The organism is Micromonospora sp. NPDC049580 (genome assembly GCF_040675595.1).
Lineage (GTDB): Bacteria > Actinomycetota > Actinomycetes > Mycobacteriales > Micromonosporaceae > Micromonospora.
On the sequence record NZ_JBFAPG010000598.1, the window covers coordinates 1 to 3,333 of the forward strand.

At 72.1% G+C, this 3,333-nt stretch carries 4 protein-coding genes; all 4 read right to left on the minus strand.

Going from position 1 to position 3,333, the window contains the following annotated elements:
* Window positions 1–46: 46 nt before the first annotated feature.
* A complete protein-coding gene (locus AB0J68_RS29685) occupies window positions 47–1,465 on the minus strand; it encodes a hypothetical protein (protein ID WP_363941891.1) in 1,419 nt (472 codons plus the stop codon).
* A 1-nt stretch (window position 1,466) separates the two neighbouring features.
* Window positions 1,467–2,204 carry a hypothetical protein gene (locus AB0J68_RS29690; protein ID WP_363941893.1) on the minus strand — a complete coding sequence of 246 codons (738 nt, stop codon included), beginning with the start codon at window positions 2,202–2,204 and terminating at the stop codon, window positions 1,467–1,469.
* A 3-nt stretch (window positions 2,205–2,207) separates the two neighbouring features.
* A complete protein-coding gene (locus tag AB0J68_RS29695) occupies window positions 2,208–2,576 on the minus strand; it encodes a hypothetical protein (protein ID WP_354863163.1) in 369 nt (122 codons plus the stop codon).
* A gap of 67 nt (window positions 2,577–2,643) precedes the next feature.
* Window positions 2,644–3,231, minus strand: coding sequence for a hypothetical protein (locus AB0J68_RS29700; protein ID WP_363941895.1), 588 nt, complete (start codon window positions 3,229–3,231; stop codon window positions 2,644–2,646).
* Window positions 3,232–3,333: the final 102 nt, after the last annotated feature.

Consider the following 3,333-nt stretch of genomic DNA (forward strand, 5'->3'; position numbering starts at 1 on the left):
GCCGACACTCCGCGACCTCGCCGCCCCGCGCTGCGCCCAAAGGAAATCATCGACCCGTACCGACGGTGAAGCGCAAGCCCCGGCACTGCGAGTCCCCGCCGCCACCTGCCGACCCGCCACCGCCTGCCGCATCGCTGCCGGACGGCGGGCTACTCGCGGGCGCCGGGGTGCTGCTCGCGGGGGTGCTGCCGGATGCCGATTCGCTCTCGGGCGCCGGTCTGCTGCCCGACGCCGGCTCGCTACCGGACACCGGCTCGCTACCGGACGCCGGTTCCCCGCCGGACGCCGGTTCCCCGCCGGACGCCGGCTTACTCCCGGACGCCTGCTGTCCTGCGGACGTCGACCCGCCACCGCCGGCCGTGCCCTCGGCTGTGGACGCCCCGTCGGGCGTGGAGGCGCCCTCGGCCGTGGACGCCCCGTCGGACGTCGACGCCCCGTCGGCCTTGGACGCGCCGTCGGCCTTCGACGCACCATCAGCCTTGGACGCGCCGCCCCCCTTGGACGCCGCGCCGGTGGGCGCGCCGCCGCTCGGCGCCCTGGCCGCGCCGCCGCCGCTCGAACCGCCGCCACCGGCGATCCGCTTGGCCCCGCTCGCCACCGCGCCCGCGCCGGCGGCGCCGGCGGCGACACCCGCGCCCACGCCGTCGGACGAACCGAGCGCCGCCATGGCCGGCACGATCAGTCGCATCAACGCCGGCAGCGCGACCGCGGCCATCAGCAGGATGGCGGCGCCGGCCAGCTTGTAGTGCTTGGCGTCGCCGTCGACCGAGCCGATCATCGCCGCCCCGGAATACATGATCAGCCCGACCACCGGTTTGAACGCCAGCCAGGCCACCATCCAGGCGATGTGCTTACGCCACCACCCGCCGCCCGACTCGGTCATCGACGCCGCGGCGGCCAGCGGCAACGTGCCGGTGAGCAGCACCATCGCGCCGAGCCGCAGGTACATCAGGATCACGTGGATGCAGCCGGCGACCAGCAGCAGCAACCCGATGATGATCAGCAGGAACGCGGTGAGCCCGTCGGTGCCACAGTTGGCGATCAGTTTGAGCTGCGCCTTGATGCCCTGGTCGTACAGGTGGTCGCTGTAGTGGTCGGCCTCGGTGGCGAGCAGGTTGAGCACGGTCCACGCGGCGCCCACGGTCAGGATCATGCGGACCAGGCCCGACAGCGCCGTCCACAACGCCTGTCCCCGCCGTAGCAGTGCCATCCGGAACGCCGCAGCCAGCAACGACGCCACCGCTATGGTCACCACGAGCCAGTCGGTCTGCAGGTGGATCTGATCGTTGATCTTCTCGTCGCCGAGCGTCGGCACGTCGCCGAGGTTGGCGAACAACTCCACCGCCGCGCCCATGATGGCGCCCGCGATGTCGCTGAGGATGCCGTCGATGCCCCGCTCGAAGAAGCCGACGACCTGGCCGATCTCCCCGATGTAGACGGCGTCGCCGGTCGCGCACTCAGCCATCTCAGCTCTCCTTCCACAGCACGAAGCCGGCCAGCGAGAGCACCGGGGTGACCGGGCCGTAGAGACCGCCGGAGCTCAGCGGCCGCAGCCGCCAGTCCACGCCGTTCCAGTCCGCCGTGTAGTCGACCGAGAAGTAGCGCGCCGTCGCCTGCCGGACCAGCACCCGGACCACGGCCGTCCGGGGCGTGTAGCGCACCACGAGGAACCCGGCGAGGCGGTTGGAGGTCTGCGGCGGGCCGCCGTCCTCCAGCGACTCACGCATCGCGTCGAAGTAGTCCCGCCCGAGCCCGGGCACGAGCTGCTGCCGGCTGACCGTACGCCAGTCCGGGCCGCTCATCTGCCGGGAGATGGTGTGCACCGCCAGCACCGCGCCCATCGGGGTGTGCGCGAAGCACCAGCGCAGCGGCCCGGTGGCCTTCAGCGGCCCGGCGGAGGCGGAGAACGGGGTCTGCGCGCCGTTGAGCGGGTGCCACGTGACGTCGGTCGGCGCCGCGTCCGGGATCCGCTGTACGGCGTCCACGGTGCGGCAGCCCTGCGGTCGCGACCCGTCCGGCGCGAGGCCGCCGATCACCGGCCCGGACGCGGGCGCGGCCCGGGAACCGGCGTCCCCGCCCCCGTAGAACGCCGCGCCGACGCCGGTGCAGAGCGCCAGCACCACGAAGGCCGCCGACACCTGCCATCGACGGTGCCGCCAGAACGGCCCCTCCTCCGCCGGCCCGGATGCGTGTCGCGCGCGCATGCGTCAGTTCCCGTCCGCCTGGCCGCCGGTGCCGAAGACCCAGGTCACGATCGGGCCCGCGGTGGCGACCAGGATGCAGCCGCCCAGCACCATGCCCAGCCGGCTCATGTGCTCCGAGCTCTCACCCCGCTTGTGTGAGATCGCCATCACCGCGCCGGTGATCAGCACACCGAGGACGCCGGCCGCCGTACCCGCCCAGGCGACCAGGCCGAGCGCCTGCTCGACCTTCGTGGCGAGCTCACTGGGCACCGAGTTTTCGCCGGTCGCCGGCTGCGGCACCCCGCCAACGAAATCGCCGCCCAGTTCGGGCGCGGGACGGATCCCGAACGGGATCCGAACCAGACCGCTGTAGTAGATGTCGGAGAGGGCCATTGGGTGCTCCTTCAGTGCTGGGAAAAGGGGTTGGTCAGTCGGCCGGGGCCGGGGCCCGTCGGGGTGGTCACTGGCTGAACCCGAGCGCCTCGACGATCGGCCCGGCGGTGGTCGCGAGCAGGCACGCCGCCATCACGAACGCGATCTGCTTGGTGTACTCGGTCCGCTCCTCCAGCGCGCCGCGCCGCAACTGCGAGGCCAACGTCATGCCGGTCAGCAGCAGACCGAGCACCGCGGCGGCGCTCACGCACCAGGCCATCAGCGTCAGAAGCTGCACCACCGGGGCGTTCGGGTCGTCGACGGCCACCTGGTACGGCTCGATCGACGGCGCCTCGAAGCTCTTCTTGTTGATCGCGTTCTCGCACTTGAACTTTCCCGCGTACAGGGCGCCCTTGAGCGTGCACGAGTGCGACCCGGTGATGTCCACGTTGTCCTTGGTCCGCGAGTGGCCGCTCAGGTCCACCAGCATCTCGACGTCCATCCAGACCGTGTCGCCGTCGGTGAACTCGGCGGTCAGGTCGAACGACCCGTCGGTCGAGCCCTTCTTGCCGGAGCAGACCCGGTCGCCGCCACCGGCCGGGTAGGTGTTCACCGTGGTGGTGGTCTTCAGGCAGATCTTGTAAAGGAACGCCGCGTCACCGCCGTCCACCGTCACCGTGTATCCCAGCGGCCCGCCACGCTCCTGCGCAACGTCGCGATGATTCGCCGCTCGTCCTCGCGCCGATCGCGGCCAGCCAGCAGCTCGTCTACCAGCGCC